Here is a 26,761-nt window from a genome sequence, read left to right as displayed (position 1 = left end):
GCGGTGATTGCCTTCGGTCGCCTTACTGTATATATTTACAGTAAATAAACCGGAGGCTCTCATGCGTGTAGAAGTCACTGTAGCAAAAACCACCTCACTGCCCGCAGGCGCGATTGAAGCGCTGACGCAGGAACTCAGCAAAAGAATTGATAAACAGTTTCCGGACGGTACCAATACCATTTCGGTACGCTATGCCGGTGCCAATAACCTGACGGTAATGGGCGGCGGTAAGGAAGCGAAAGATCGCATTAGCGAAATTTTACAGGAAACCTGGGAAAGCGCCGACGACTGGTTTATTACCGACTAATCCTCATCTGATTATATTGTTTTTCTGCGCGGTAACTGCCCTTCAGGGGATAGACGGCCTTCAAATTATCCCCTAATCTGAATCACTCATACCGTCGTTATTTATTACCGAGGTGTCGCTAATGCCCCATGATAATCCTGAACAGGCAATGACTTTTGGCGAGCTGCTGGACGTGATCGGCGAGCAACAGCGCCGTCTTACCGTGTTAGAGAACGCTTTCTCCTGGCTCACCTTTTGCCTGGATGACAAAGCTAACCAGCTGTTAATCCACAGCCTGCGGCTTGAAGGGCAAAACCAGAATCGCGACGAGCAGCTGCAAAAGCACTTCATCAGCTTTGCGGATGATATCGAAAAGCGACTGGGTTTCTCCACCGCGCAGCCGGATACACATGAGTGAGAAAATTCTGGTTCACTAACCGGGGGTGACTATTTTTCACTCAAAGCTGTGCAATTAACGTTCAAATAACGCTCTGTCGTTTACCGTTCAAAAATATAATTCTGTCATATCAAAAACTGCTGTTATAATTACAAAGCTGTAATAAAAGAAGCCGCATTGAACCTCGATAAATAACTTCGTTGTCATCATTAACACGAGTAAAAAGGGGGTTATAATGGACAGAACCAACAAAGATGTCATCCAGACACATCCCCTCATCGGGTGGGATATCAGTACAGTAGACAGCTACGATGCAATGATGATTCGCCTGCATTCCCTGTCCTCCAACGAGCAACCAAGTGATGAAGCCGAAGTGGGTCAGACCTACTGGCTGACAACCGACGTCGCTCGCCAGTTTATTTCCATTCTTGAAGCTGGCATTGCCAAGATCGAAGCGACCGATTACCAGGACCGCGATTACAAGAAGCACTGATCTGTACTCTGTTCGACACCGACAGGCACCCGACCGGGTGCCTTTTTCATGCCCGCAATAATTTGTTATTCTGCACTGAAGAATGTTCCAACCAGAGGCCGGGTAAAAAATGGTTTACGATTTAATTGTGGTGGGCAGTGGTTCCGTGGGTGCCGCCGCCGGGTGGTATGCGACGCGTGCCGGACTAAAGGTCCTGATGATTGACCGTGCTCATCCGCCCCACAGCGCAGGAAGCCACCACGGTGAAACCCGCCTGATCCGCCATGCCTATGGTGAAGGCGCGCGCTATGTCCCGTTGGTGCTCCGCGCCCAGCAGCTGTGGGACGAACTGGAGAAAGAGTGCGGTGAACAGATTATGCACCGCAGTGGGGTGCTGAACCTCGGTCCTGAAAATGCCGAATTTATCCAGAACGTCATCAGCAGCGCGCGCGAGTTTAATCTTGACGTGCAAATCCTGCGCAGCGAGGAAATCACCGCTCGCTGGCCGCAAATCAACGTTCCTGAAGGTTACACGGGCGTATTTGAACCCCGTTCCGGCTACCTGAAATCCGAACTTGCCATCAAAAACTGGATCCGCCTGGCAAAAGAAGCGGGTTGCGCCCAGCTGTTTAACTGTGAAGTGACCGGTATTGATGAGCAGGATGGGTTGCAGTCGGTGACTACGCCAGAAGGCGTTTATCAGGCCCGCAAACTGTTACTGAGCGCCGGGACCTGGGTCAAAACGCTTTACCCTTCCCTGCCGGTGACCCCGGTACGTAAAGTTTTTGCCTGGCACCAGGCCGATGGCCGGTACAGCGAGAACAATAAGTTTCCGGCATTTACCGCGGAAATGCCGGACGGCATTCACTACTACGGTTTCCCGGCCGACAACAACGCTATTAAAATCGGTAAGCACGAGGGCGGGCAGCCTATCGATGCCCCGGAACAGCGTAAACCGTTTGGCAGCGTGGCGGCAGACGGCAGCGAGCTGTTTGGCTTTTTACGCCAGTTCCTGCCGGGCGTGGGCGTGTGCCTGCGCGGTGAGTCCTGCACCTATGACAACTCACCGGATGAGGACTTCATTATTGATACCTTCCCGGGCCATCCGAACCGGTTGCTGATAACCGGATTAAGCGGCCACGGTTTTAAATTCGTCAGCGTACTGGGTGAAATCGCCGCGCAGTTCGCCGCAGATGAAAGCCATCATTTTGATTTAGCTCCCTTCCGCCTTTCCCGTTTCGCATAAAAAAAACGGCTCAACGCTGAGCCGTTTTTATCTGACTGCTTCTACAAATTATTTCTTCACGTCGCTCGCCTGTGCCTGCGCCTTCTGGCTGCGCAGGCGCAGCTTGTTCACCAGCCTGTGCGCCTCGGCACGGCTGCCGACTGACGGAGCCGAACCGCGCAGCGGCTTGCGGGCCGTTTCACGCAGGGTAAAGACCGTAATGACGCCAATCACCCCCGCTCCCATCAGATAGTAGGCCGGCATCAGCAGGTTACCGGTCGTTTCCACCAGCCAGGTGGTCACCAGCGGGGTGGTACCACCAAACAGCGAAACCGACAGATTGAAGCCAATGGCCAGGGCGCTGTAGCGAACATCGGTGGCAAACAGCGCGGGCAGCGTGGCCGGCATGGAACCGCTGAAGCAGGTATGCAGCGCGCCGAGAATAATCAACCCAAGGAAGACTAACAGCATATTGCCCGTGCCAATCAGCATCATGCAGGGGATCGCCAGCAGGATCAGACCCACCGCCCCGCCCCAGATCACCGGGCGACGACCGAGGCGATCGTTCCAGTGCCCCCAGAACAGCGTCAGCGGCATCATCACAAACATCACCACCAGAATCAGCAGCAGGCTGCTCAACTCACTCAGCCCCAGGATACCGGTCAGATAGCTTGGCATATACGAGGTCAGCATATAGTTTGAAACGTTAAACAGCAGCACCAGGCCGATACACTTCAGCATCTGCGCGCGGTACTTCTTCAGCATGGCCCACAGTCCCAGCTGCGGCTTGCTGTGTTCAAGCTGCTCCTGTTTTTCCATATGCTTCTGGAATGCAGGGGTCTCTTCCAGCTTTAACCGAATGTAGAGGCCAAACAGTCCCAGCGGGGCGGCGATAAAGAACGGGATCCGCCAGCCCCAGTCGAGCAGCGCCTGTTCGGGCATCGCCGCCGTCAGGCAGGTCACCAGACCGGCCCCCAGAAGATAGCCACCGAGCGTACCGAACTCCAGCCAGCTGCCCATAAAGCCGCGGCGCTCATCGGTGGAGTATTCCGCAATAAAGGTGGCCGCACCGCCGTACTCCCCACCGGTAGAGAAGCCCTGCAGTAAACGCGCCAGCAGCAGGAGCACCGGGGCATAAATGCCGATCGAATCGTAACCGGGGATCAGACCGATACAGAACGTCCCTATCGACATCATAATCATGGTCATCGCCAGCACTTTCTGACGGCCTATGCGATCGCCCAGCGGGCCAAACACCAGCCCTCCCAGGGGACGGACCAGGAACGCTGCGGCGAACGCGCCAAACGTCGCCAACAGCTGAGCGGCCGGGCTGCCACCGGGAAAGAAGACCTTACCGATGGTCACTGCCAGGTAGCTGTAAACGCCAAAATCAAACCATTCCATGGCGTTACCCAGCGCGGCAGCACCCACGGCGCGTTTCAGCATGTCTTTATCGACGATGGTGATATCGTCTACGCTCAGCTCTTTTTTAGCCGGCTTTTTATGCCAGAAGTGTTTCTTTTGCGATGATTTTTGATCGGATAAGTTGCTCATAGCGCTCCCTGTCACGCGGTAAATTGAGCAGCCTTATAGCTTTCGTCGCCAGATCGAATAGGAAAATTAAAGGGGAAGAAAGCTATAACGCAGCGAAATGTGAAATGACGATAATCAGCGAAAATTGCAGGCTTCGCATATTTACGTATCTTTAATGTATACAAAATTCCGACTTTTTTCAAATTACCCGCATTTTAAGCCACCAAACACCCCCGCCATACCCCCAAAAAACCCATCCTCCATCCCGGGAGGGCTTTTCGTGCTGGCCTGATGATTGCCACCGCAAAGTAATGAGTAAAACTGATGATTTTCAGAAGATGCAGATTGACGAAAAATGACAATTTGCTGACGATAAATCAAAAAACAAACAAAAAAATAGAATATAAAACAACACGATTAAACGGACGACATCACCATCAGAAAGCACCACAACGTTCAGCAAACCATCAATAACAACGGGATTATTGAGTGTATTTCGCAATATATATTCAAATATTTTCACATAAATATTTATTTCGTCATTAGATGAAATTAGCTGTTGATTTTAATCTTTCAGTTGGCCAGTCTTAACAAAAAAATGACATCCGGTGAAATATGCAGTGGAAAAATAACGTTACCCGATATGGCTCTCTGAGCATCAGCCTGCACTGGCTGGTGGCCATCGCCGTCTATGGCATGTTCGCCCTCGGACTCTGGATGGTAACCCTGGGTTATTACGATACGTGGTATCACAAAGCGCCCGAGCTGCATAAAAGTATCGGCATGGTGTTGTTTGCCGTGATGCTGGTTCGGGTGGCATGGCGTTTTATTTCCCCGCCGCCAAAACCACTCAGCAGCTATTCACCGCTGACCCGCTATGCGGCTGTCACCGCGCATCTTCTGCTGTATGGCGTGCTGTTTGCTATTTTATTCAGCGGCTATCTGATCGCCACCGCGGAAGGTAAACCTGTTAATGTTTTCGGCATGGTGCCGGTCCCTGCCGCATTCTCCGACCTTGGTGAAAAGGCCGACCTGGCGGGTGATATTCATCTCTGGCTGGCCTGGAGCGTGGTTGTTCTCTCCGTCCTGCACGGGCTTGCCGCGCTGAAACACCACTTCATTGATAAAGATATTACGTTGAAACGGATGCTGGGTTTTCGCATCGATTAACCTTTGGAAAGGAGAAGTCTTGTGTTTAAAAATACCATTCTGGGATTCACCGCCGCCGCACTGCTGATGACCGCGGGTACCGCCGCAGCGGCAGATTATAAGATTGATAAAGAAGGCCAGCACGCCTTCGTGCAGTTCCGCATCAAGCACCTTGGCTACAGCTGGCTGTACGGCAGCTTTAAAGATTTTGACGGCGGTTTTACCTATGACCAGGCCGATCCTTCGAAAGATAAGGTGAACGTGACTATTAATACCGGCAGCGTGGATACCAACCACGCCGAGCGCGATAAGCACCTGCGCAGCGCCGATTTCCTTAATGCCGGAAAATTCCCGCAGGCCACCTTCACCTCTACCGGCGTGACCAAAAGTGGCGATGCACTGAACGTGGACGGTAATCTGACGCTGAACGGCGTCACCAAACCGGTGAAACTGGAAGCGAAGCTGACCGGCGAAGGCAAGGATCCGTGGGGCGGCGAGCGTGCCGGCTTTGAGGCAACGGGCAAATTTGCGCTGAAAGATTTTAATATCAAATCGGATTTAGGCCCGGCATCACAGGAAGTGGAGCTGATTATCTCCGTTGAGGGCGTGCGTCAGTAATCCCGCAACTTGCCACCTCCCCGTTTGGGAGGTGGCGTGTCACTGAAAATTACTCTTCAGGAATATGCATCGTGGTGCTAAGCAGACCACGAGACTTGTTGAAGATTTTATTGCCATTCTCACGGCCGGCACGGCGGGAACGCTGCTCTTCCGGCGACAGCGCCAGCTCTTCCATGCAAAGCGGGCTACAGCAGTGATTGAATTTCTCGGCGCAGCTCGGGCACTGAATAAACAGCAGGTGGCAGCCGTCGTTCAGGCAGTTGACGTGGGTATCGCACGGCGCACCGCACTGGTGGCAGTGAGCAATCACATCTTCTGAAATACGCTCGCCCATTCGCTCGTCAAAGACAAAGTTTTTGCCTTTAAAACGCACCGGCAGTCCCTGTTCACGCGCGCGACGTGCGTACTCGATGATCCCGCCCTCAATGTGATAGACGTTTTCAAAACCGTTATGGCGCATCCAGGCACTGGCCTTTTCACAGCGAATGCCTCCGGTGCAGTACATCACGATTTTTTTCTCTTTGTCCTGCTGCAGCATATCCACGGCCATCGGCAGCTGATCGCGGAAGGTGTCCGCCGGGATCTCCAGGGCGTTGTCAAAGTGCCCCACTTCATACTCATAGTGGTTACGCATATCCACGAAAACCGCGGTCGGATCGTCCAGCATGGCATTCACTTCCGCCGCCTTCAGATAGGCGCCCACGTCGCTGGCGTCAAAGGTATCGTCGGTAATGCCATCGGCGACGATACGCTCGCGAACTTTAAGGCGCAGCACCCAGAAGGATTTGCCATCGTCATCCAGCGCAATGTTCATGCGCAGATTGTCCAGCTGCGGATGAAACGCGTACAGCATGGACTTCATGGTTTCATACTGGCTGGCCGGGACGCTGATTTGGGCGTTAATCCCCTCAGCGGCCACGTAGACGCGGCCAAAAACCTTCAGCCGGGTCAGCGCCACATAGAGTGCGTCACGGAAGGCTTTCGGATCGTCAATATTGAAATATTTATAGAAAGAAACTGTGGTACGCGGCTCGGTTTCAGCCAGCATGCGCGCCTTCAGCTCTTCATTGGAAACAAGGTTATGTAACACTGGCATGGTGTTCGTTCCTGAATTCTGAATGAGAGAAAATTTTGCGGCGCTATCATACCTGAATTCGCGTGAAATGCACTTCCCGATGTTGTGCGCCTGCCGTCAGCCTGCGGTCCCGGCGCTCCCGACTTTATAAGTCTATTCAGACGGATAAACTCTTTTTCCTGAGCCATTCAGTACCAGGAAAAATCCGCTAACGCATGCTATGATTTTACTTGGATGGGGCCAGAAGCGACTAATTCTCTCCGTGCTGGCGTCACGGATTGAAATAGCCGGGCGTGTTACTGGTTATTATTCGACAATATTGACAGGATTAGACTCTGCGTTACCGAATAAAAATCACCCAAACAGCGCGTTATTTCACGGGATATACAAAAAATGGCACAATAGGCCATAAATAAACCCCAATGGACAGGATAACATTTCCTCCTTTACGATCTGGAAACTCATGACTCAGTTGCCTCAATTTAGCCGCACGTTGCTGCATCCCCGTTATTGGTTTACCTGGTTAGGTATTGCTCTGCTTTATCTTCTGGTCCTGCTGCCCTACCCGGTCCTTTATTACATCGGATGCGGGCTCGGGCGCCTCTCAATGCGCTTTCTGAAACGCCGGGTCAGCGTAGCAAGACGAAATCTGGAACTCTGCTTTCCGGAAATGCCCGTTGCCGAGCGCGAAGCGATGGTTGTCAGGAATTTTGAATCGCTGGGAATGGGACTGATTGAGACCGGTATGGCCTGGTTCTGGCCGGACTGGCGCGTAAGCCGCTGGTTTCAGGTCAGCGGGCTTGAGCACATTGCTAAAGCCGCGACGGATAAAAAAGGCGTTCTGCTGATCGGTATGCACTTCCTGACGTTGGAACTTGGCGCGCGAATTTTCGGTATTCACAATCCCGGCATCGGCGTTTACCGACCCAATGACAACGCGCTGCTGGACTGGCTGCAAACCTGGGGACGCATGCGCTCGAATAAAAGCATGCTGGACCGTAAAGACCTGAAGGGAATGATCCGCGCGCTTAAAAATGGCGATATTATCTGGTACGCGCCGGATCATGATTACGGCCCGAAAAGCAGCGTCTTTGTGCCCTTCTTTGCCGTTGAGCAGGCCGCGTCCACCAAAGGTAGCTACCTGTTAATTCGCAGCGGCAACCCGGCGGTGATCCCTTTCGTCCCGCGCCGTCTGCCGTCGGGTAAAGGCTATGAGATGGTTATCCTGCCGGAAGAACGGGATATCCCACTGGAGAACGAGTCCGCTACCGCCGCGCGAATGAATAAGATCGTTGAACACGGCGTGCTGATGGCGCCCGAGCAGTATATGTGGCTGCACCGGCGCTTTAAGACGCGGCCGGAAGGCCTGCCCTCTCTCTACTGATCTGCCGCACTGTGCCTGTCGAACCGTTTGACGTCCGACAGGCACACCTCAAGAGGCCACGCCTCAGAACGTAATATCCCCGGCAATACCGCCAACGAACGCGTCCTGTACCTGATCGACGCCACCCGGTTTGGTGATCAACTGTAAGTTAGGTCGAATGCTCAGCCAGCGCGTCGCTTTCACATTGTAGTAGACCTCATAGTTCCACTCGGATCCCTTCTGCAGAGGCATGTAGGACATATCATGGTAGTCGCTGACGCCTTTATCCTGGTTCTGGTGATTACGCATTTTTGCGTAGTCATGGTTCACATGAATACGCGCCATGCCGACACCAATCTCATCTGACGGACGCGCATCGAACGGCCCGGCCCACGTCAGAGCCAGCGACTGATAGTTATCCAGTTTTGAGGTTCGGTGATCGTTCATGATGTACTGGAAATTAATGCCCAGCCCGCGGGTGGTATCTCCGTTGGTTGCGGTAAGGCGCTGTTCGGCAAGCAGATAGCCACCGTAGGCGTGGTCTTTTTTGCCGAATTTACCGTCATGCCAGCTGTTATAAACGCCGCCATCCGTTGAGCTGTAATACCCCCCGAGCCGGTAATTACCCTGCAGCTTGTCAGCGCCCAGCTTCGGCTGCCAGCCCAGCTCCATCGGCACCAGGTTGCCCTCACCGTGGCGCATATCTAAACGGAAACCGTTGGCCTTGTTATAGTTAACCTTGTTCTGGTTATAGATACCAACCTGAAGGTAAAGGTCATCCGGCAGGTTCAGTTTCACCCGTCCACCCCATTGTGATACCGGGGCGTTAAACCAGCGGTCGTTTCGCCAGTGCCCTGGCTGCCCGCTGCCCATCGCCCAGTTCTGGAACATTCCCAGTTTTGCCGTATCGAAATCTTCATTGGTGGTGACGCGGCCCAGCTTCACGTCCAGCCAGTTATTAAACAGGCTCTGATTCAGCCAGAACTGCGTCAGACGCAGATAATCGCCGCGCGCGGATATCCTCTGCACGTTGGATAACCCGCCGGTACGCGGGTCGTTGAGGTAAGGGGTGAGATCTTTACCGGTGCGATTGGTCAGCGTCATCTGGAAGGTGCCTCCCTGCCAGTCCATCAGCTTGTCCAGATTCAGCGTGCTGCCAAAGGTCCACTGATCGGCATAACGCATCGTGGTTGCCGTGCGGTATCCGCCGGCCAGGTTGGCAGCGGATTGCATGGTATAGCCAAGCTGGAAGTCGACGCCGTCCTCTGCCAGCTGTTTACGGTATCCGGCCCAGTCCCCCAGCAGCCAGGGGGAATTCAGCGAGAAGGGCGGCGTATCCCCAAGTGCGGTAAACGAGATGAGCGCCAGTCCTAAAGGCAGCAATCCGGCTTTAGTCCGTTGCCCGGGTTTGCATAGGGTTAAATTCCTTGCCATATCAGTCATCCTTAATGTGTGAGGGTTCACGGCGGCGGGTGGTGAACCCGGACGCCAGGCAGCACATCATTGTGCGCGGGCTAATTAACCACTTCTCGACCGGTTTCCTTTATTTAAAACGTGCGCATGGCGAATAAACCGCACAGGGTCGCATAGACATCCCCGGCGGCAGATGCAGACCAGGGTGCCAGAGCAGCATCCTCAGCACGCATGGCAAAAATTTCCTCGATGCCGCCTTGCATCCTGATGCACAGCGACAACACTTAACGTTGATTTTAATTACACGTCAGCAAGGAGATATTCATGACCCTTTATGCAACTCTGGAAGAAGCCATTGATGCCGCCCGCGAGGAGTATCTTGCCGCGAACCCTGAAGTTAATGAGGAGGAAGCGTCCGTCGAACAGTTCGCGCTGCAAAAATATGTCATGCAGGATGGCGATATTATGTGGCAGGTCGAATTTTTCACTAACGAGGGCGATGAGGGCGAATGTCTGCCGCTGCGCAGCGGTGCAGCCGCACAGGCGATTTTTGACGGTGACTTCGATGAGATCGAATTACGCCAGGAATGGCTCCCGGAAAATACCCTGCACGAGTGGGACGAAGGTGAGTTTCAGCTGGTACCCCCGGAGGGGACCGAAGAAGCGGACGCTGCCGCAGAAGAGTGGGAGGATGACAACAGTGAGTCCGACCGCTGGCCGTAGCCCGTCAGGCCGGACCCTGACATTTTATTCGTAAGGCCCGTGTTTGGCGTCAACGGGCAGCAACAGCGTATCGACCACCAGCGACAGCGGCAGATCGATAATAGTGAGAAAACGCCATGGCGTGTCCCGAACATCCCACTGTACGCCAGGATAATACTGATTGCCGTGCCCCTGTCCGGGTACGGCTCTGCTGATAATACTGCCGCAACCACTCAACACCAGCACACAAAGACCTATCGTGATACTACGTAACAGCATGCTCACCACATCGCATTTTAGGATAAAAAACGCACTATTCTACCCACAGTTTTGCGCCACGCCATAGACAGCAGTGAAAATTATCCGTAAATACCCGACAGGCAGACAAAAAAAAGCCGGGACATCGTCCCGGCCTGAGGGTATTCCGTGCCGTTTACGGCGCGGTGGTACCCAGTGGCTTCGCATTATTCAACGCCAGCGGATTAAGCGGCAGCGTGTGGTAATGATCCAGCCAGTCGTGATACTTATCGGCGTTCTGCCACAGGCGATAGTGCATCCGCGACAGCGTGACCGGGTCGCTGAGCAGCGCAAGGCGGCTGTCGCGGTCCAGTTTAGCCGGCGACTCGCTCAGCGCCTGCTCAACGCGACGGTCCCGGGCATAGTCGAGAATATCGCTCCTGAGGTGGCGTGAAGTCGCCATCGCACTGGCGAGGGCGTTGAACGACGGATGGAACAGCGCGTGCATAAAGCCGTTATCCAGCGCACGTTCACGGTTCAGCTCCACGTAGCGGTCGGTATCCAGCAGTTCCTGCGGCGGCTGATACTCTTCCGGGATCAGGAACAGCTTCCCTCGCTTCGAGGCCTGGCCAAGCGTACGGCGGCTGGACCACACTGAAACAAACGGCGACAGGATCAGCGAGAAGACAATCGGTGACAGCCACCAGAGGAAGTTCAGATCCAGCCAGCCCATACCGCCGGCCCACACCAGGCCCAGCAGCATCTGCGAACCGTGGCGCTTGAACGCCTCGCTCCACGGTGTGGCATCATCATCACGCTGAGGAGAGTTCCAGACCACCTCCCAGCCGAGGAATGCACTGACCACAAACACCGTATGGAACAGCATACGCACCGGAGCCAGCAGCACCGAGAACAGCATTTCCAGGAACAGCGATGCCAGCACGCGCAGCGCGCCACCGTAAGGTTTAGCTCCCTTACACCACACCAGCACTACGCTCAGCAGTTTAGGCAGGAACAGCAGCACCAGCGTGGTCGAGAACAGCGCGATAGCCAGTTCAGGACGCCACTGCGGCCAGACCGGGAACAGCTGCCTCGGCTGCATAAAGTACTGTGGTTCCATCAGCGTGTGCACCACCTGCAGCGCCGTTGACAGGGCCAGGAACATAAACCACAGCGGCGCAGACAGATAGGACATCACCCCGGTCAGGAATACCGCACGGTGGACCGGATGCATCCCTTTTACCAGGAACAGGCGGAAGTTCATCAGGTTACCGTGGCACCAGCGACGGTCGCGCTTCAGCTCATCGAGCAGGTTTGGCGGCAGCTCTTCATAAGAGCCCGGCAGATCGTAAGCAATCCACACCCCCCAGCCAGCACGGCGCATCAGCGCGGCTTCCACAAAGTCATGAGAGAGGATCGAACCGGCAAATGAACCTTCTCCCGGCAACGGAGCCAGCGCACAGTGTTCAATAAATGGCTTAACGCGAATAATGGCGTTATGGCCCCAGTAGTGCGACTCCCCTAACTGCCAGAAGTGCAGACCGGCGGTGAACAGCGGCCCGTAAACGCGGGTAGCAAACTGCTGGCAGCGCGCATAAAGCGTATCCATGCCTGAAGCCTTAGGCGAAGACTGGATAATCCCGGCATGCGGGTTCGCTTCCATCATCCGCACAAGACCGTTCAGACAGCCTCCGCTCATGACGCTGTCGGCGTCCAGCACGACCATGTAGCTGTACTGGCTGCCCCAGCGGCGGCAGAAGTCATCGATGTTACCGGATTTACGCTTCACGCGGCGGCGGCGGCGACGGTAGAAAATGCGCCCTTCCCCGCCGACGTCGCGCACCAGCTCCATCCAGGCCTTTTGCTCGGCCATACAGATATCAGGATTGTAGCTGTCGCTGAGGATGTACACGTCGTAGTGCTGCTGCTCACCGGTACGAACCACCGACTCCCAGGTCGCACGCAGACCGGCGAAGACGCGCTCCACGTCCTCATTACAAATTGGCATGATCAACGCTGTACGGTGTTCCGGATTGATCGGCTCATCGCCGGTCGTCTTATAGGAAATACTGTACTTGTCTTTGCCAATCAACAGCTGCAGGAAGCCCATCAGCGCGGTCCAGAATCCTGCTGAAACCCAGCAGAACAGGATTGCAAACAGGAACAGGATCCCGGTTTGCAGCACGTAAGGCAGGATCTGCAGCAGCGACTGCTGCCAGTTCTGGTTGATCATCTCCATCGGGTCGATGAGTGCCCAGCCCTGGTAAGGGAGAATGGTCTTCATGTACCAGGTGGCAATCACCGTCTGGAAAATCGTCAGGAACAGCAGGATATAGCGACGAAGCGAACCGACGTAGCGCCAGTTATCTTCGCTTTTCTGCTCTTCCCTGGTGGCGTAACGATGGGTGCTTTTGCGCCCACGCAGCGAGTCCCACGCCCGGGCAACCGGGTTGGTACGCCACTCCTCGGGATACATTGAGGAACGCGTATGCGGCGGCATCGCCTTGAGCGTGGTGCGATTAAGTGCATCCTGATCGAACTGACGGCCATCGTCTGTCGAATCTGGCCAGCTCAACTCAATACGCGCTTTTACCGACTGCTGTGGCGCATCATCAGGGCGGATGTCAGACGGCGCTTCTCCCGCCAGATCGAAATGCAGCTGGCTGAAGCTTTCTTCGTTACGCAGTTCCCCCTGCCGTTCAGGGGGAAGTGGCAGCGCGTCAATGTATTCAACGGGTATCACTGTAGACTTATTCATTGGCAGGCAGCTGGTAGCTCCAGGTTTCTGTCAGCGTCTTATCACCGTTAACCAGTGCAGCACGCATCTCAGTCGGCTGTTTATTGTCTTTCACTCGCAGACGCATCACCAGACGCCAGCCTTTAGTGACCGGATTGTAACGGACGCTGTTTTCTACCAGCTCACCGTTATCTCCGATGCTGACCTGAGGCGTAACCGGGGTATTTTCCGCCAGTTTGCTCATTTCCGGGCCAACAAAGTCAACGATAAAGGCCACGGTGCCGTCCGGCTGACGCACCAGATTAGACTGTTTCACATCGCCGGTAGAGCGCAGCGTGTTTTTAACGTAGGCCGTTTCCGGGGAGTGCAGCAGGCTTTCATCACGCGTGAAGTGCAGGCGGTAGGAGAAGTTCATCTCTTTACCCGGCTCCGGCAGGCTTTCCGGGCTCCAGAACGCCACGATGTTATCGTTGGTTTCATCCGTGGTTGGGATTTCCACCAGCTCAACGCGCCCTTTGCCCCAGTCGCCTTTCGGCTCAATCCAGCCGCTTGGACGGAGATCGTAACGATCGTCCAGATCCTGGTACTGGCTGAAATCACGCCCGCGCTGCAGTAAACCAAAGCCGCGTGGATTTTCCACGGTAAAGGTGCTGACGGCGAGGTGACGAGGATTGTTCAGCGGACGCCAGATCCATTCACCGTTACCTGCGTGAATCGACAGGCCGTTTGAATCGTGCAGCTCTTTACGATAGTTAGTGACCGGCGAAGGCTGATTCGCACCAAACAGGTACATGCTGGTCAGTGGCGCAACGCCGAGCTTGCCCACTTTATCGCGCAGATAGACTTTAGAGGTAACGTCAACGGTGCTGTCTTTACCCGGTGAGATCAGGAAACGATAGGCACCGGTGGCGCGCGGAGAGTCCAGCAGCGCATAGATCACCAGGTGTTTATCCTGCGGCTTAGGGCGTTCAATCCAGAACTCTTTAAAGCGCGGGAACTCTTCACCGGATGGCAGCGCGGTATCAATCGCCAGGCCGCGAGCAGACAGGCCATAGACCTGACCCGCGCCGATCACGCGGAAATAGCTGGCGCCCAGGAAGCTGCTAATCTCGTCTTTCTTGTCTTTACTGTTTAACGGATACAGCACTTTGAATCCGGCAAAGCCCAGATTTTTCACCGTATCCGGATCGTGCGGCACATTGCCGAAATTGAAATAGTCAGGAGAATATTTGATCGCGCGAACGCTGTTGGCGGTCACTTCATTGAGTTTGACCGGCAGATCGAAATACATGCCCTGATGATAGAATTCAAGCTTGAAAGGCGTCTTGAGCTTACCCCAGTAAGCTTTATCATGATTGAACTGAATCTGCTGATAGTCGGCATACTTCATATCGCGCAGCTGAGAAGGCAGATTACTCTTCGGCGCTTCGAAGCCTTTTCCGGCCAAATCCTTTGCCTGTTTAGCAACGTCATCAATGCTAAATGCCCAACCTGTATTGGCATACATCGCAAGCAAAACTGCTGCACCAACCCAACGTAGCTGCATAAGTTTTGGTTTTTTGTTCATTTTAATCAGCACAACCCCCCCTTTACGGGTGCGAAAATCAATCCTAAACATCTTAATGGATAATTAAGCATTCCGACAGCCTGACCGCGTTTTTGTTCCACTATTCCGAACGCGCAAGCGTCGTATTCTCAAGTGGTTAGCGGATACAGATTCGACTGATAGTATACCTGTGTTTACTCTATTAGAGTAAGCGACAAGCTTTAGGCTGGTTCAGGGCGAACCAGTAATACAACGCATTGAAAACTGGACAAATATGACTAAAAAACCACAGCAACGAGAATATTTTCTGGATTCGATTCGCGCCTGGCTGATGTTATTGGGCGTACCTTTTCATCTTTCGCTAATTTATTCATCACAGAACTGGTCAGTAAACAGCCCGGCCCCCTCGGAATGGCTGACTCTGCTGAATGAATTTATCCATGCTTTTCGCATGCAGGTATTCTTTGTTATCTCGGGTTATTTTTCCTACATGCTGTACCTGCGCTACACCCCCGGCCACTGGTTGAAGGTGCGCGCTGAACGCGTGGGCATCCCGATGCTGGCCGCCATTCCACTGATTACTCTGCCGCAGTTTTTCATTCTGAAAGCGCTGACCAATAAGATCGGCGACTGGAGCCAGATGAGCCCCTACCAGAAGTACAACGCGCTGGTCTGGGATCTGATTTCCCATCTGTGGTTCCTGCTGGTGCTGCTGGTGCTGACCGTTGCCGGCTTCTGGCTGTTCCGACTCCTGCGCGACGGTAAACGTGAAAAAGCAGACTATTCCGACCTGACGTGGGGGAAATTAACCGTTGTTATCCTGCTTTGCGCGCTCGGATGGGGGGCATTCCGCCGGCTGATGCTGCTGGTTGCGCCGCAGGTCACCGCGGATGGCCTGTTCAACATGACAGTGATGCAGTCGCTGATGTACCTGCCCTTCTTTATGCTCGGCGCGATGGCGTGGAAATATCCGGCAATCAAGGCGTTGTTTGTCAAACCCAATCCGTGGACGTTTGTGGGTGCCGCCCTGGCGTTTGTCGCCTATGTCGCCAACCTGAAGTGGAGTACCGGAGAAGGCTGGATGTACGAGCTGGATACCATCGCGTCCATGCTGATGGGCCTGTGGATGGTTAACGTGGTTTTCTCCTTCGGTCATCGCATGCTGAATTCACATTCACCGCGCGTCACCTATCTGGTGAACTCCTCCCTGTTTATTTATCTGGTGCACCATCCACTGACCATTCTGTACGGCATTTTTGTCGTGCCGCTCATTGGCAGCAACACGCTGGGGTTCTTCGTCGGCCTGGTGATGGTGTTCGGCGTGGCGTTTCTGCTGTATGAAATCCATCTGCGCATCCCACTGCTGCGCTTCCTGTTTTCGGGTAAACCCCAGCGCTGATCCCCCGCCCGGCAGCCGCCGGGCTAAAGCAGCCACTCAATCGGCAGACGCCACACCAGTCTCACCAGCAGACGCTGTATAAAGCGGGTTTGTGGTTCATGCTTATGTACCACTTCCCCCGCCTCACCGGGGAACTCTACCCAGTTCACTTTCCCCCAGTCATCCAGCCTCAGCGTCCAGGCATGTTCGCGCAGATTGATCTCCAGATTCTGATGGATACTGTCTGCCAGTTCACTGCTGTCGATGACCAGCCCCATTTCGGTGTTCAGCACCGCCGAGCGCGGATCGAAATTGAACGAGCCAATAAATACCGTTTTATGATCCACACTGAAGGTTTTCGCATGCAGGCTGGAGCCGGAATTGCCCGTCAGTCCGCGATCGTGTATCGCGCCGTCAGCGCGCGAACTGTGCGGCTTGAGTTCATAAAGCGCAATGCCGTGACGCAGCAGTTTTTTACGCCATTTCGCATAGCCCGCATGCACCACGGAGACATCGTTGGCCGCCAGGGAATTGGTCAGAATGGCAATTTTCACCCCCTTGCGCACCAGCGCCAGCAGCTGGGCGACGCCGGCGCGGGTCGGCACGAAATAGGCCGAAATAATATCCAGCTGCTGCTGTGGACGGCCAATAACCGACAGCAGGCGCTGAGGAAGAAGATTTTTCGTTCTGGCTCGCCCCAGCCCCTTGCGCGGATCGTCACTGAGCAGACGACTCTCGGCCCAGATAAAGGGCAGCGTGCGGCTTTCCAGCCGGGTCATGAACGTTGACTCCTGCAGGCGCGTAAAATAGCTCTGTACCTGCCCGGTTTCCCGCCACGCGTCAGGCAGGCCGATATCCGATTCGGCATCGGGATCGGGATCGGCATCAACGACCGCGCTGAACGGCGCAACCGAACGACACTGCCAGTAACGATCGAAATCCAGCACGACTTCCTCTACCACCGGGCCTACGGCCAGAACGTCCAGATCGGAAAACAGGGGTTCATCGCCGGCGCCAAAATACTTATCGCCGACGTTGCGGCCGCCAACGATGGTTGCCTCACCGTCCACGGTAAAGCTTTTGTTATGCATACGACGATTGAGCCGCGCGAAATCCGTGAGGTAGCCCAGCAGACGCAGCGAGCGGAAAGAAAAAGGATTAAACAGTCTCACCTCAATATTAGGGTGACGGTTCAGGGTATTGAGCGTTTCGTCCAGTCCAAGCGTGTTATTGTCATCAAGCAGCAGGCGAACGCGCACCCCGCGACGGGCAGCCTCCAGCAGGGCACTGAACAACAGCCTGCCGGACATATCGTTCTCCCAGATATAATATTGTATATCCAGCGTTTTTTCCGCCATCGCAATCAGCAAATAACGCGCGGCGAACGCATCCAGCCCTTCGGCCAGGGGATAAATGCCGCTGTGCCGGGGATGCCCGGATAGCCGCGGTCGGATGGCCTGGGCAAGGCGAGTCAGGCCATCGACGTCGGCCTGTTTTGCAACGGTGGCGTCACTCATCATCGATCCTTAACGGTGTCAGGGTAAATCATATTTTCCACGTTCCTCATCCACGAGCCGGGTTTCTCTTTTAGTCTAGACTTATCCCATTGTCCCGCTCAGTTCTGCATAAAGGAGAGCACCATGTGTGATGACACCCGCACCTCCCGCTCCCGACATCATCCACGTCTGTTTCAGGGTTTCTTCCAGGGCAGCTTCCCTTGCTCGGGAGCCTGCCGTTCGCCAGGCAAACGTGCAGACCTGATGATCAACAGCGGCCACGATACCCTGATGGATAAAGATTATGCGTTGCTGACGGAGCATCAGCTGCTGACCGCCCGCGACGGAGCGCGCTGGTATCTTATCGAAACTTCGCCGGGAGAGTACTGCTGGGACAGTTTTTTGCCACAGCTAAGGGCGGCAAAAAAAAATAACATTGAGATGATCTGGGAGCTGGCGCACTTTGGCTGGCCGGACGGGCTGGATATCTGGCAGCCTGAGTTTGTCGAGCGTTTCGCGGCATTTGCCAGCGCCTTTGCCCGCCTGCTGCGCGATGAGGGAGAATGTCGGCCGCTGATTTCCCCGATGAATCAGATTTCGTTCTGGTCATGGGCCGGGGCTGAAATCGCCTGGTTCAATCCGTTCGATACGGGCCGGGGACGCGAACTCAAGCAGCAGCTGGCTCAGGCGGCGATCGCCGCAATGCACGGAATACGTCACGAGCTGCCAGAAGCCCGGTTTGTGATTACCGATCCGCTGGTTCATGTCGCTGCGTCCGGCTATTCCGGCACGGCGAAAAGTAGCGCCAGGCAACAGCACGAGGCGCAGTTTGAGGTGTGGGACTGGATCAGTGGCCGCAGCCAGCCGGAACTGGGAGGCAGTGAGGATTTACTCAATATTATTGGCGTGACCTGGTACCCCGATCATCAGTGGTTCCACAACGGCGATCCGCTGGAACCGCATCATCCCGATTACCGTCCGCTGAATCTGCTGCTGCAGGATCTGGCTCAGCGCTATGCCCGGCCGATTCTGCTGGCAGAAACCGGAGCTGAAGTGGGGAAATGTGCGGAGTGGCTGAATCTGGTCTGTGATGAAGTCAGAAAAGCGCTCGAAAGGGGCGTTGAGGTGGAGGGCCTCTCGATCTATCCTCTGGTTGACTACCCCAGCTGGGATGATGACCGCCGCTCGCCGGCTGGGCTGTTCGGACTACCCGACGCAAACGGAAATCGAACGGTCAATGAAGCCTGCGCGCTGGCGCTGCGCAGCCAGCAGATCAAATTTAAACAGGATCAGGATCGGGAAGAATAATGCGGGCAGGTTCGGGTATCCAGCGGCTGTTCCGCCGGGTACCGCACGTCCGAAAGCCAGGTCAGGGTAAACAGTACCGTAACAGTAATCAGCCCGGCGGTAAGCAGTCCGACCAGCGCCAGTAATTTATCGTCTCTGGTTTCCATGTAATCCTCAATCCTTTGCATAATCAATACGTCCGGATGCCGCAGTGAAATTACGACATCAGTAACGTTATGGTGAGGACAAAGATTATAAGAGTAAAAGAGGTGACTGCAAGTACCACAATTGCAAAGGGGGCATCATCAAGCGGTACCCGCGCGTGTTTTTCGGCTTCATACTCGGAGCCAGATTCAGAACTTTTTTTCATGTTAAGCCGCAGCGTTTAGCAATACTACCCTGTTTAATGGCCAGAAAACTGTCCGAAATCCATTTCGAATATTTAAAGAAAATGTACCAACAGGTTGATAATCCCGTCGTTATTTAGAGAATAATTAACCTAAAAAAATCATTAATAGCCTATTTTACTCTACCTTTCACGCCAGATACTGCTAAAACAGGTTTAGAAACAATGATAACATGGCGTATAAACATATTAACATAGCAAATCAGTTAAGGCCGACTCAATTGGCTATAAGATATTCCTTTTTGTCATCGTACCTTATAGTGCGCTAAGGTTCCCAAATCCGGGGCTTATAAAAACATTAGCATAATTGATAAATCTAGTGAATGCCGTAGAACCTGAATTATTCGACCAATTTTAAGCAATTTAAGAGATAAAATAGGGAATTTTTTACGCAGGCTATGTTGGTGATTCTTTTATCACCACCCCGATAGACTTGCGTGAAAAAAGACTGAATAATGCTGGCGCTCATTTAACGGCATCGTCAATTTATCCTGCTGCGCGACCAGGTTTATCATGCATCGATATCGCCTTCCTGAAGACAGTTTTTTAATTTTTGAACAGATTATTGAACACAGTAGCAATGCGATCTTCATCGTCGACAGTGGCTTAACGCTGACCTTTGCTAATCACCACGGTGAGCGGCTTTATCACCACCTGCTGGCAATCGGGCAGCTTGCCAGAACGCTGACGGGGGACTGCCCTCAGCTCGATCTGTCCACCCCCGATGCCCCTCTCTGGTTGCGCACCCGCTGCGTCACCGTCAGCAAACCGCAGGCCTCTCCCGGACAGCTGTTAATTGCCACCGATATTACTACCGAGGTTCAGGCGCAGCGCGAGGAGTCGCTTTCACGCTGGCGTCTGGAGCAGACGCTGGAGCTGACGGAAGAAGGCTTCTGGTTATGGGATATCGGCAGCGGAATTATCTCCCACAATCAGGACTGGAACCGTCTTTTTGGCTTTGAAGATGGCCACCTGACGCATCACCAGGATGCGATGTTCAACCTGATCCACCCTGACGACCTCACCGCCACCCGTCAGCATTTCGTCAATCATCTCTCCGGTCAGACCCCCGTTTTTCACTGTGAATATCGCGTTGTCGATCGCCTCGGACGCCAGCGCTGGATCCTTAATCACGGTAAGGCGGTGCGCCACAGTGAGGCAGGAACGGTGCTGGAGATGCTGGGCAAGGCAAAAGATATTACCGAGAAAAAGCGCCGCGAACGCGAAATGCTTCAGCTGGCCTGGCAGGATCCGTTAACCCAGCTTGATAACCGAAACCGTTTTTACGATAAGGTTGAGCAGGCGCGAAGCCAGGCTGAACGCCACCAGTTTTCCGCCCTGCTCTATCTTGACCTGACGCGCTTTAAAGAGGTTAACGATACGCTGGGCCACAACGCCGGGGACGAACTGCTGAAGATTATCGCCCAGCGTCTGCGCAGCACTCTGCGAAGCCATGATGCGCTTTCCCGCCTGGGGGGTGACGAATTCGCCGTTCTGGTGACCGACCTCGGCGACAGCTACCAGGAAGCGCGCGGTAAACTCACCGTTCTCGCCGAGCGCCTGCTGCAGAACCTGGAACAGGATGTCATCATTGATGAAAACCAGTTAAATATTACCAGCAGCATCGGCATCTACCTTTACCGCCACGACGTTGCCCCCATTGCCGAAATGATGCACAAGGCCGATATGGCCCAGTACTACTCCAAAAAAAATCACCGCAAGTGGATGTTCTGGTCAACGCGTCTGCGTGAGGAACAGCGCCAGCGCGATACGATTGAGAGCGGTTTACGGCGCGCGCTGAAAGAAGACGAATTTTTCCTCGAATATCAGCCGCAGTTTTCCCGCTGCGGCAGCGCGACGGGCCTGGAAGCCCTGCTGCGCTGGCGCACGCCGGACGGGCGCCTGATCTCCCCGGCGACCTTTATTCCCGTGGCGGAAAACAGCGGGCTGATCCTCAACATCAGCGAATGGGTGCTGGAGAAAACCTGCGCGCAGCTGAAGCAGTGGCAGACCCAGCCCGGAATGGAGAAGGTGCGCGTTTCAGTTAATATCAGCCCGCGACAGCTCAAACGCAGTGATTTCATTCGTCAGACGCAGCGCATCGTGACGCGCAGCGGCGTGGACCCGCAGCAGCTGAGCTTCGAAATACTGGAATCGGCGCTGGCCAGCGACATCGACGATGTTCAGCGCAAGCTCGCCGCACTGCGGGATATGCGCATCAATATCGCTCTGGATAACTTTGGTACCGGCATGGCCTCACTGACCGGGCTGCGCAAGCTGGGGATCGGCGAAGTTAAAATCGATCGCTCGTTCGTGATGGATATGGAGCACAATCCGGATCACCTGATGGCGATCCGGGCGATGATCGCCATGTGCCAGGCGCTGGGGATCAACATCGTGGCCGAGGGCGTTGAAGAAGAAACGCAGTTTTCAGCCCTCTGCGATATGGGGTGCCATCGTTTTCAGGGCTGGTATTTCTCACGATCCCAGACCCCCGATCGGCTGGTCCACCTGTTCAACTGAATCCCAGTGGCGGGATCCTCCGAGGAGGCAGATTATTGCTGCCAGCCCCCGCCCAGTGCGCGATAAAGATCGATTTGCGCCAGCAGCAGGTTATTTTTCGCCTGCACCACGCTTAGCTGGGTGCTGAACAGCGTGCGCTGGGCATCCAGCTCGTCCAGATAGGACGCATAGCCATTGCGATAGCGGTTGCTGGCAATATGCAGCGCCTCGCTCACCACCTGCTGCTGTTTTTCCAGCTCAACCAGCTGCTGCTGATAGCGTTCAATGGCATCAAGATCGTCATTCACCTCACCAAACGCGCTGCGCACCACTTTTTCATAGCTGTACAGCGCCTGGTTGCGTGAAGCCATTGAGACATCGACCTGTGCCGTTAAGGCTTCGCGGTTAAGCAGCGGTGCCAGCACGCTGCCCCCGATACTCCACAGCCGGAAAGGGTTTGCCGCCAGTTCATGCAGTACGGAGCTTTGTAGCGTACCGCTGGCGGTCAGGTTCAGCGACGGCAGTAAACTGGCGCGGGAAGACTGTAGCGAGGCATCCGCGGCCAGCAGCTGACGTTCGGCCTGCACAATATCCGGACGCCGCTGCAGCAGCTGCGACGGCATCACCGCCGGCAGCGTTTGCGGCACCAGATGGTCAAAGTTGTTCTGCCTGGCAATCCGGCGCGGATTCATGCCGACCAGAATACTCAGCGCATTTTCCTGCTGGGATATCTGGTGCTGCAACAGAGGGATCTGCGCTTTTGCCGTCTGGTATTCCGACTCGGACTGCACCCATTCCAGCTTTGAGGTATAGCCGGTTTCGAACTGACGTCGGGCCAGGTTCAGCGAGTTTTCTCGGGTTGCCAGGGTTGCCTCGGTAACGCGCAGCTGCTCATCCAGCGAAACCAGGGTCATATAGCCGGAGGCAACCGAACTGGCAATCGTCAGTTCTGCGGCGCTGGCGGCGGCCTGCTGCGCGGCCAGCGACGCTTGCGCCGCATCGATGCTGCTGCTTCTGGCCCCCCAGAGGTCAACGTTATAGTTGGCCTGCAGTAAGCCCTGGAACACCGAATACTGATACGGTTGCCCGGTGACGGCCGAAATTGCCCGCGCGCGGGTCGCGGCCACACCGGCGTCCAGCGTCGGGAAGTTGTCACCCTGCGCACCGCGCAGCTGGGCGCGATACTGATCCACGCGCGAGCGGGCGATCAGGATGTCCGGATTATTGCGCAGCGACTGCTCCACCAGCTGGTTCAGCTGCGGGTCGCCAAACGCCCGCCACCAGTTCGCTTCAACGGCGGCCCCTGGCCCCACCTGGCTGCGCCATCCCTCAGGGATAAGCAGCGATGCGGGGGCCTGCTCTACCTTTGTTGCACACGCGGACAACGCCGACGCCAGCACCACCGCCAGCAGGATTTTTTGAGCCGACATCAGCGCTTCTCCCTGCCGTTTTCATCCCCGGCCGTATCGATATTTACTTCCACCGACATGCCGGGGCGCAGCCGTTCCGTGTTTTCGCTGGTGATACGGATACGTACCGGAATTCGCTGGGCGATTTTTACGAAGTTGCCGGTGGCGTTATCCGGTGAAATCGCACTGAATTCCGAACCTGCCGCCGGAGAAATAAACTCCACCTCACCGTCATAACGCGTGTTATCGAGTGCATCGACGGTAAAGCTGACCGGCAGACCGGGACGGATGCGCGCCATCTGTGTTTCTTTCATGTTGGCGATAACCCATTTTTGCGCCGGTACCAGCGACGTCAGCCGCGTACCGGCGGTCACGTATGCACCCTGGCGCACGGAGATCTGTCCCAGCTGGCCATCATCCGGGGCAGTAATGCGGGTATTGTCCAGATCGATCTGCGCCAGCTCCAGCGCCGCCTGGGCGCTGGTCACGTCGGCTTCCAGCGAGGCGCGGTTTACAATGGTGGTCTGGAGATCCTGCCGGGAAACGTCCAGCGTGGCCTGCGCCTGCTGCACATCCGCCAGCGTCTGGCTGTTGCTGGCGCGCGAGGCATCGCGCTCACGCAGCGACAGCGAACCATCCGCCACCAGATTTTCTACGCGTTTCAGATCCAGACCGCCCTTCACCGCCTGGGCTTTGGCATTTTGCAGGGCGGCCTCATTACGTTTGATTACCGCCTCCGCGCTGCGCCGCTGCTGCACGTTATTCGCCAGGGCCGCTTTTTTCATGTCCAGCTGCGCCTGCGACTGATGGACGCGCTGACGATAAATACGATCGTCAATAGTCATCAGCAGATCGCCGCGCTTAACCGGCTGCAAATCCAGCACCTTAACCGAGGTAACGTAGCCACTGACCTGCGGGCTGATAAAGGTCACCTGGCCGCGCACGTAGGCATTTTCCGTAGACTGCATCTGGCTGGTAAACGGCGGCAGCTGCCAGGCATAAAGGATCACCAGTACGCCGACGATAGCAATGCCCGATCCCAGAGCGATCGATAAAATTCGCAGCTTGTTGTTTCTCTGGCGCTCGGCCTGCTGCTGTTCCTGTTGGCTCATTATTTCCCCGTCGCGATCGTTGTCGCCGTTTGTTGCATTGCCCGCTGTTCGGCTTCCGCTTCCCGTTTTGCCTGCTGCCAGTTGAGATAGCGCAGGCGGGAAAGCCGCCACAGCACCCAGAGTAAGGTGACGGCGGCGATCCCCGCCGTCAGAAGATACACATCGTTATAGGCCAGCACGTTTGCCTGCAGTGTCGCCACCGTCTGTAGCTGCGTGGTGCCCTGCGCGCTGGTGAGAACGGGGTCGGTCAGCTGGCTGCTGAACAGACTGGAATACTGCGCCAGGCGGTCGGTGACGTTAGGATCGAGCAGCGATAGCTGGTCACCGAGCAGGCTGGAGTGGTATTTCTCGCGCCACGTCTGAAACGTTCCCAGCAGCGCCGATCCCATCAGCCCGCCGATGTTCTGGCTCATACCGAACAGCACCACAAAGCTCACCAGATTTTTGGGCTGCGTGACCACGCCTCCAACTCCCAGCAGCATCGCCGGGGCAATAAAGAATGAGGTGCTGAAGCCGAGCAGGAACTGGCTGAAATACATGTTGTGCGCGCGCGTCAGCGGGCTGGACTGCGCATCCATCAGCGAGGCAACCATCACAATAATCAGCGAGACGACGATCGGCCAGCTCAGGTGCTTTGGATTGATGGTCAGCGCACTGAAAATAATGCCGGAAGCCACCCCGGCCAGAATAGCCAGCGCCAGTCCCTGCATCTGGTCATTTAATAGCCCCACCGTTTGCAGATACCCCACCGCGCCGGTGTTCTGCTCGGCCAGCATGATACGCAGCAGGATCATCACGATCCCCAAACGAATGATCGCCCCGCTGCCCAGCCAGCGCGTATTGATCAGCGGATTGCTGCGGTTGTGTTCCACCAGCACGGCCGCCGTCACCAGCACAAGGCCGAGCGCCGTACAGACACCCAGCCACGGCGTACTGGTCCACCATTCAATCCGGCCCAGCGACAGCACGCCGCAGAACAGCGCCATACCCGGCGCCATCAGCAGGAAGGTGAGGAAATCTTTTTTCTCAAAGACGCGGGTACGCTCCCCCGGGGGCAGTTTGAGGATCAGCACCGCGCCCAGCGCCATCAGCGCCAGCCCCAGCTCGAACAGGTACAGCCCGCGCCACTCCTCAAGCTGCAGCAGCTCGGTAGAGAACAGGCGTGCCAGCGGGATCGCCAGCTGCGATGCCCCCAGCCCGATAGCCAGCGCCTTCAGTCGATGCTTCGCGGGCCAGGCCTGGATCTGATAGTAAATGCCCAACGAACTGAGCGCCGCTCCCACCATGCCGTGCGCCGCACGCACGATAATCGCCGAGCTGAGATCGTTAACCAGCAGATGGAAAAACGCCACCAGCACGTACAGCACCAGAAACGCTTCGGTAAACACCCGCAGGCCAAACTGCTGGCGGAACTTCACCAGCAGCAGGTTGATAGAGATGTTGCCCATCACATAAACCGCCGGCAGCCAGGCGATTTCATTGCTGTAGGCGCCGAACACGCCCTGCAGATTGGTCAGGTTGGCCGTTACCAGCGCATTGCTTAGCGCGCCGGTGATAGAGATCAGCAGGCCAACAATGCCAAAGGCAATACGTTTATGACCGGGGTGCAGCGGCGTGGAAGGCGAACCGGGCAGCATGGGTTTTTCACCGGGGGCCCATTCGCGCGGCGCATAGGGATTAGGCTTATCGCGGCGCACTTACTTCCCCTCGGTGGCAATCAGTAGCTGCTGCAGTACCCGCTGCGTGACCGCCAGTTCGTCTTTATCGACGTTTGCCAGCAGCTCATTACGCAGTGCGTCCGCCTCCACCTTCAGCCGCTGATACAGCTTTTCGCCCTGTGAAGTGGTGTGCAGCAGCCGCTTGCGGCGATCTTCTTCGGGCTGCGTCCGCTCCACCAGCTGCTGTTTGACCAGCCGGTCGATCAGCGGCACCACGCTGGCATCTTCCAGCCCCAGCGCCTGCGCCAGCTCTTTTTGACTGATTGGCGTTTCCTGAATGGCGATGGTGGCGACGGCCATCCAGCTGCTCATGCTCAGGCCGTTATCTTTCATCCGCCGATCGATCGCCTGACGCCAGGCGTGCGCCGTAAGATGCAGCAAACGGGAGAAGTTCAGTTCCTGGGAGTTCAATATATAGAGACCTGATGATTAGAGTTCTAACTAAATTACCTGGCAATTATAAACGCGCTCAGATAAAAATGGGAAGAGGATCGGAAAAAGTTTAGATAGTCCCTGAGCTTTCCGCCACAGGCTGGAAATGAATTCACGCGCCGGAGAAAACCGAATGAAGATTATTGCCCTGCGGCTGCGCAACCATCCGGACAGCAGCAGTTTTACCCTGCTCGCCTGCGATGCAGACGGCAGCCTGATGGGCACCGCCAGCGTGATTGAGTACGAATTGGGTGATAATCCATAACGA

General features: G+C 55.3%; 24 protein-coding genes. 12 read left to right on the top strand and 12 right to left on the bottom strand.

The window, feature by feature from the left end; translation table 11 throughout:
- Positions 1-61: 61 nt before the first annotated feature.
- From dinI to solA, 4 genes are all read left to right on the top strand, one after another.
- Entirely contained in the window at positions 62-307 is a 246-nt protein-coding gene (gene dinI, locus PGH32_RS04080) for a DNA damage-inducible protein I (RefSeq protein WP_314419665.1), read from the top strand.
- Positions 308-428: 121 nt separating this feature from the next.
- Positions 429-704, top strand: coding sequence for a hypothetical protein (locus tag PGH32_RS04075; RefSeq protein WP_314419666.1), 276 nt, complete (start codon positions 429-431; stop codon positions 702-704).
- A gap of 214 nt (positions 705-918) precedes the next feature.
- Positions 919-1,176: a biofilm formation regulator BssS gene (gene bssS / locus PGH32_RS04070; RefSeq protein ID WP_123332674.1), complete on the top strand. Its 258-nt coding sequence runs from the start codon at positions 919-921 to the stop codon at positions 1,174-1,176.
- 109 nt (positions 1,177-1,285) lie between these two features.
- On the top strand, positions 1,286-2,401 hold the full coding sequence (solA, locus tag PGH32_RS04065; protein ID WP_337893259.1) for an N-methyl-L-tryptophan oxidase: 1,116 nt from the start codon (positions 1,286-1,288) through the stop codon (positions 2,399-2,401).
- A 48-nt stretch (positions 2,402-2,449) separates the two neighbouring features.
- Here solA and proP read toward each other — a convergent pair whose 3' ends face one another.
- Positions 2,450-3,934: a glycine betaine/L-proline transporter ProP gene (proP, locus tag PGH32_RS04060; RefSeq protein ID WP_314419671.1), complete on the bottom strand. Its 1,485-nt coding sequence runs from the start codon at positions 3,932-3,934 to the stop codon at positions 2,450-2,452.
- A 594-nt stretch (positions 3,935-4,528) separates the two neighbouring features.
- On the opposite strand from proP, the gene PGH32_RS04055 reads away from it, so the two are divergent.
- Positions 4,529-5,083, top strand: coding sequence for a cytochrome b (locus tag PGH32_RS04055; RefSeq protein ID WP_314419672.1), 555 nt, complete (start codon positions 4,529-4,531; stop codon positions 5,081-5,083).
- Between the two features lie 21 nt (positions 5,084-5,104).
- Positions 5,105-5,680, top strand: coding sequence for a YceI family protein (locus PGH32_RS04050; protein ID WP_337893258.1), 576 nt, complete (start codon positions 5,105-5,107; stop codon positions 5,678-5,680).
- Positions 5,681-5,729: 49 nt separating this feature from the next.
- Here the strand turns inward: PGH32_RS04050 and trhO are convergent, their stop codons facing one another.
- Positions 5,730-6,776, bottom strand: a complete 1,047-nt coding sequence (gene trhO / locus PGH32_RS04045) for an oxygen-dependent tRNA uridine(34) hydroxylase TrhO (protein ID WP_314419676.1) — start codon at positions 6,774-6,776, stop codon at positions 5,730-5,732.
- Between the two features lie 442 nt (positions 6,777-7,218).
- Here trhO and PGH32_RS04040 point away from each other — a divergent pair, with 442 nt between their 5' ends.
- Positions 7,219-8,139, top strand: coding sequence for a Kdo(2)-lipid IV(A) acyltransferase (locus tag PGH32_RS04040; protein ID WP_337893257.1), 921 nt, complete (start codon positions 7,219-7,221; stop codon positions 8,137-8,139).
- Positions 8,140-8,202: 63 nt separating this feature from the next.
- Here the strand turns inward: PGH32_RS04040 and PGH32_RS04035 are convergent, their stop codons facing one another.
- The gene (locus PGH32_RS04035; protein ID WP_337893256.1) at positions 8,203-9,552 is read right to left on the bottom strand and encodes a carbohydrate porin; all 1,350 of its coding nucleotides are present in this window, start codon (positions 9,550-9,552) and stop codon (positions 8,203-8,205) included.
- A gap of 303 nt (positions 9,553-9,855) precedes the next feature.
- Between PGH32_RS04035 and PGH32_RS04030 the strand changes: the two genes are divergently transcribed.
- On the top strand, positions 9,856-10,254 hold the full coding sequence (locus PGH32_RS04030; protein ID WP_314419680.1) for a MysB family protein: 399 nt from the start codon (positions 9,856-9,858) through the stop codon (positions 10,252-10,254).
- A gap of 24 nt (positions 10,255-10,278) precedes the next feature.
- Here PGH32_RS04030 and PGH32_RS04025 read toward each other — a convergent pair whose 3' ends face one another.
- From PGH32_RS04025 to PGH32_RS04015, 3 genes are all read right to left on the bottom strand, one after another.
- Positions 10,279-10,512, bottom strand: a complete 234-nt coding sequence (locus PGH32_RS04025; protein ID WP_314419682.1) for a YceK/YidQ family lipoprotein — start codon at positions 10,510-10,512, stop codon at positions 10,279-10,281.
- 154 nt (positions 10,513-10,666) lie between these two features.
- A complete protein-coding gene (mdoH, locus tag PGH32_RS04020) occupies positions 10,667-13,228 on the bottom strand; it encodes a glucans biosynthesis glucosyltransferase MdoH (protein ID WP_314419685.1) in 2,562 nt (853 codons plus the stop codon).
- Positions 13,221-14,774 (bottom strand): glucan biosynthesis protein G, encoded by a 1,554-nt coding sequence (locus PGH32_RS04015; RefSeq protein WP_314420024.1) that lies wholly within the window; start codon positions 14,772-14,774, stop codon positions 13,221-13,223. Before PGH32_RS04015 ends, mdoH begins: the two co-directional genes overlap by 8 nt.
- 253 nt (positions 14,775-15,027) lie before the next feature.
- Between PGH32_RS04015 and mdoC the strand changes: the two genes are divergently transcribed.
- A complete protein-coding gene (mdoC, locus tag PGH32_RS04010) occupies positions 15,028-16,152 on the top strand; it encodes a glucans biosynthesis protein MdoC (protein ID WP_337893255.1) in 1,125 nt (374 codons plus the stop codon).
- Positions 16,153-16,175: 23 nt separating this feature from the next.
- On the opposite strand, the gene PGH32_RS04005 is transcribed toward mdoC, so the two are convergent.
- The gene (locus PGH32_RS04005) at positions 16,176-17,648 is read right to left on the bottom strand and encodes a phospholipase D family protein (protein WP_337893254.1); all 1,473 of its coding nucleotides are present in this window, start codon (positions 17,646-17,648) and stop codon (positions 16,176-16,178) included.
- 123 nt (positions 17,649-17,771) lie between these two features.
- Here PGH32_RS04005 and PGH32_RS04000 point away from each other — a divergent pair, with 123 nt between their 5' ends.
- Positions 17,772-18,935: a beta-glucosidase gene (locus PGH32_RS04000; protein ID WP_337893253.1), complete on the top strand. Its 1,164-nt coding sequence runs from the start codon at positions 17,772-17,774 to the stop codon at positions 18,933-18,935.
- On the opposite strand, the gene PGH32_RS03995 is transcribed toward PGH32_RS04000, so the two are convergent.
- Positions 18,917-19,081, bottom strand: a complete 165-nt coding sequence (locus PGH32_RS03995) for a hypothetical protein (protein ID WP_314419692.1) — start codon at positions 19,079-19,081, stop codon at positions 18,917-18,919. The genes PGH32_RS04000 and PGH32_RS03995 overlap by 19 nt on opposite strands.
- A 752-nt stretch (positions 19,082-19,833) precedes the next feature.
- Between PGH32_RS03995 and PGH32_RS03990 the strand changes: the two genes are divergently transcribed.
- Positions 19,834-21,843 (top strand): putative bifunctional diguanylate cyclase/phosphodiesterase, encoded by a 2,010-nt coding sequence (locus tag PGH32_RS03990; protein ID WP_314419693.1) that lies wholly within the window; start codon positions 19,834-19,836, stop codon positions 21,841-21,843.
- 32 nt (positions 21,844-21,875) lie between these two features.
- Here the strand turns inward: PGH32_RS03990 and PGH32_RS03985 are convergent, their stop codons facing one another.
- Genes PGH32_RS03985 through PGH32_RS03970 form a run of 4 tightly spaced genes read right to left on the bottom strand, consistent with a single transcriptional unit; the run spans position 21,876 to position 26,472 of the window.
- On the bottom strand, positions 21,876-23,252 hold the full coding sequence (locus tag PGH32_RS03985; protein WP_337893252.1) for an efflux transporter outer membrane subunit: 1,377 nt from the start codon (positions 23,250-23,252) through the stop codon (positions 21,876-21,878).
- A complete protein-coding gene (locus tag PGH32_RS03980) occupies positions 23,252-24,343 on the bottom strand; it encodes an HlyD family secretion protein (RefSeq protein WP_337893251.1) in 1,092 nt (363 codons plus the stop codon). Before PGH32_RS03980 ends, PGH32_RS03985 begins: the two co-directional genes overlap by 1 nt.
- Positions 24,343-25,980, bottom strand: coding sequence for an MFS transporter (locus tag PGH32_RS03975; RefSeq protein WP_314420027.1), 1,638 nt, complete (start codon positions 25,978-25,980; stop codon positions 24,343-24,345). Before PGH32_RS03975 ends, PGH32_RS03980 begins: the two co-directional genes overlap by 1 nt.
- Before the next feature lie 60 nt (positions 25,981-26,040).
- Positions 26,041-26,472, bottom strand: coding sequence for a MarR family winged helix-turn-helix transcriptional regulator (locus PGH32_RS03970; RefSeq protein WP_314419699.1), 432 nt, complete (start codon positions 26,470-26,472; stop codon positions 26,041-26,043).
- A gap of 154 nt (positions 26,473-26,626) precedes the next feature.
- On the opposite strand from PGH32_RS03970, the gene PGH32_RS03965 reads away from it, so the two are divergent.
- Positions 26,627-26,758 carry a hypothetical protein gene (locus PGH32_RS03965; protein WP_314419704.1) on the top strand — a complete coding sequence of 44 codons (132 nt, stop codon included), beginning with the start codon at positions 26,627-26,629 and terminating at the stop codon, positions 26,756-26,758.
- The last annotated feature ends 3 nt before the right edge of the window (positions 26,759-26,761 follow it).

Origin of the sequence: Erwinia sp. SLM-02, assembly GCF_037450285.1 — a bacterium.
Taxonomy (GTDB): Bacteria; Pseudomonadota; Gammaproteobacteria; order Enterobacterales; family Enterobacteriaceae; genus Erwinia.
This window is presented reverse-complemented; position numbering and strand designations above follow the sequence as displayed.

What these genes read in the sequence shown, in the direction of transcription:
- PGH32_RS04030 (WP_314419680.1), top strand. Translation starts at nt 9,856, where the DNA reads ATGACCCTTTATGCAACTCTGGAAGAAGCCATTGATGCCGCCCGCGAG.
- mdoH (WP_314419685.1), bottom strand. Translation starts at nt 13,228, where the DNA reads ATGAATAAGTCTACAGTGATACCCGTTGAATACATTGACGCGCTGCCA.
- PGH32_RS03965 (WP_314419704.1), top strand. Translation starts at nt 26,627, where the DNA reads ATGAAGATTATTGCCCTGCGGCTGCGCAACCATCCGGACAGCAGCAGT.
- bssS (WP_123332674.1), top strand. Translation starts at nt 919, where the DNA reads ATGGACAGAACCAACAAAGATGTCATCCAGACACATCCCCTCATCGGG.
- PGH32_RS04055 (WP_314419672.1), top strand. Translation starts at nt 4,529, where the DNA reads ATGCAGTGGAAAAATAACGTTACCCGATATGGCTCTCTGAGCATCAGC.
- PGH32_RS03990 (WP_314419693.1), top strand. Translation starts at nt 19,834, where the DNA reads ATGCATCGATATCGCCTTCCTGAAGACAGTTTTTTAATTTTTGAACAG.
- mdoC (WP_337893255.1), top strand. Translation starts at nt 15,028, where the DNA reads ATGACTAAAAAACCACAGCAACGAGAATATTTTCTGGATTCGATTCGC.
- PGH32_RS03980 (WP_337893251.1), bottom strand. Translation starts at nt 24,343, where the DNA reads ATGAGCCAACAGGAACAGCAGCAGGCCGAGCGCCAGAGAAACAACAAG.
- PGH32_RS04015 (WP_314420024.1), bottom strand. Translation starts at nt 14,774, where the DNA reads ATGAACAAAAAACCAAAACTTATGCAGCTACGTTGGGTTGGTGCAGCA.
- PGH32_RS04040 (WP_337893257.1), top strand. Translation starts at nt 7,219, where the DNA reads ATGACTCAGTTGCCTCAATTTAGCCGCACGTTGCTGCATCCCCGTTAT.
- PGH32_RS03975 (WP_314420027.1), bottom strand. Translation starts at nt 25,980, where the DNA reads ATGCTGCCCGGTTCGCCTTCCACGCCGCTGCACCCCGGTCATAAACGT.
- PGH32_RS04005 (WP_337893254.1), bottom strand. Translation starts at nt 17,648, where the DNA reads ATGAGTGACGCCACCGTTGCAAAACAGGCCGACGTCGATGGCCTGACT.
- PGH32_RS04075 (WP_314419666.1), top strand. Translation starts at nt 429, where the DNA reads ATGCCCCATGATAATCCTGAACAGGCAATGACTTTTGGCGAGCTGCTG.
- PGH32_RS03985 (WP_337893252.1), bottom strand. Translation starts at nt 23,252, where the DNA reads ATGTCGGCTCAAAAAATCCTGCTGGCGGTGGTGCTGGCGTCGGCGTTG.
- PGH32_RS04035 (WP_337893256.1), bottom strand. Translation starts at nt 9,552, where the DNA reads ATGGCAAGGAATTTAACCCTATGCAAACCCGGGCAACGGACTAAAGCC.
- trhO (WP_314419676.1), bottom strand. Translation starts at nt 6,776, where the DNA reads ATGCCAGTGTTACATAACCTTGTTTCCAATGAAGAGCTGAAGGCGCGC.
- PGH32_RS04000 (WP_337893253.1), top strand. Translation starts at nt 17,772, where the DNA reads ATGTGTGATGACACCCGCACCTCCCGCTCCCGACATCATCCACGTCTG.
- PGH32_RS04025 (WP_314419682.1), bottom strand. Translation starts at nt 10,512, where the DNA reads ATGCTGTTACGTAGTATCACGATAGGTCTTTGTGTGCTGGTGTTGAGT.
- dinI (WP_314419665.1), top strand. Translation starts at nt 62, where the DNA reads ATGCGTGTAGAAGTCACTGTAGCAAAAACCACCTCACTGCCCGCAGGC.
- proP (WP_314419671.1), bottom strand. Translation starts at nt 3,934, where the DNA reads ATGAGCAACTTATCCGATCAAAAATCATCGCAAAAGAAACACTTCTGG.
- solA (WP_337893259.1), top strand. Translation starts at nt 1,286, where the DNA reads ATGGTTTACGATTTAATTGTGGTGGGCAGTGGTTCCGTGGGTGCCGCC.
- PGH32_RS03995 (WP_314419692.1), bottom strand. Translation starts at nt 19,081, where the DNA reads ATGGAAACCAGAGACGATAAATTACTGGCGCTGGTCGGACTGCTTACC.